The organism is Cupriavidus sp. 01T418, from assembly GCF_056398885.1.
In genome coordinates, this window is sequence record NZ_JBFTQG010000112.1 from 1 (window position 1) to 1,361 (window position 1,361).

Below are 1,361 nucleotides of genomic sequence, written 5' to 3' on the forward strand. Positions count from 1 at the left end.
GGCAACGACGTCTATCTGTTCGGCCGCGGCTCGGGCAAGGACACCATCTCCAGCGCTGACACCACGGCAGGCAAGCAGGATGTCATCCTGCTGGGCAATGGCATCACCACCGATGATGTGAAGGCAACGCGCGAAGGCAACAACCTGGTGCTGACCCTCAAGGGCAGCGCCGATATCCTCACCGTCGCCAACTACTTCTACAACGACGCCACCTACGGCTACCAGGTCGAGCAGATCCGCTTTGCCGATGGCGCGATATGGGATGTGGCGGCCATCAAGGCGTTGGTGCAGGTCGCCAGCGCGGACAACGACACGCTGCACGGCTATGCCACGGCGGACACGCTCTTCGGGCTGGCCGGGGACGACACGCTGTACGGGTATGCTGGCAACGACACGCTCGATGGCGGCGATGGTGCCGACACGCTGAATGGCGGTGCCGGCGACGACACGCTGTCGGGTGGCGCACAGAACGACACGCTCAACGGCGAGGCCGGGGCCGATGTGCTGCTCGGCGGCGAGGGCGATGACCGGCTGTCCGGTGGTGGCGGCAATGACACCCTGGATGGCGGCGCAGGTAACGACGTGCTCGATGGCGGCATCGGCAACGACGTCTATCTGTTCGGCCGCGGCTCGGGCAAGGACACCATCTCCAGCGTCGACACCACGGTGGGGAAAGTGGACACACTGCTGCTCGGCGCCGGAATTACCGCTGGCGATCTTGCCCTGAATCGCGTCGGCAATGATCTGATCATCTCACTGACAACTAGCGATCAGATCAAGATAGCCAATCACTTTGTCAGCGGGTATCAGATCGACCAGATTCTCTTCTCCGATCAGTCAGTATGGGATGCATCCGCCATCCGCAACAGGACAGCCGGAGCCACTTCAGGCGCGGACCGCATTGTTTGGGGGGGCAGCGACGACGTCGTTGATGGATTGGCGGGCGACGATGTTCTTGACGGTGGAGCTGGCAACGACACGCTGCGCGGCGACGTCGGCAACGACACCTATGTGTTCCGCGTCGGCAGCGGGCAAGACCTGATCAGCCAGTACGACACAAGCGCGGCCCGGGTCGACACCGTACGCTTCGAGGACGTCAGCTCGACCGGCCTGACCGGGGTGATCCGCTCGGGCAACGACCTGATCCTGACCTACGGCCAGTCGGACCGGCTGACACTGCAGAATCACTATTACAGCAGCGCCTATGCGGTAGACCAGTTCCAGTTCTCCGACGGCAAAACGCTATCGGTGGCCGAGTTGTATGCGGCCTATCCGATCCGCATGTCGGAAGGTGCGGACAGCCTCTCCTTCAGCAACGTGGGCGAGACGCTGTACGCCGGTGGCGGCAACGACTCGATCTC

The 1,361-nt window shown here is 63.0% G+C and carries 1 protein-coding gene; it reads left to right on the forward strand.

Annotation, left to right across the window (positions count from 1 at the left end):
• The coding region (locus AC1DQ3_RS36425; RefSeq protein ID WP_477124937.1) for a calcium-binding protein at positions 1–1,361 on the forward strand (1,361 nt) is incomplete at both ends.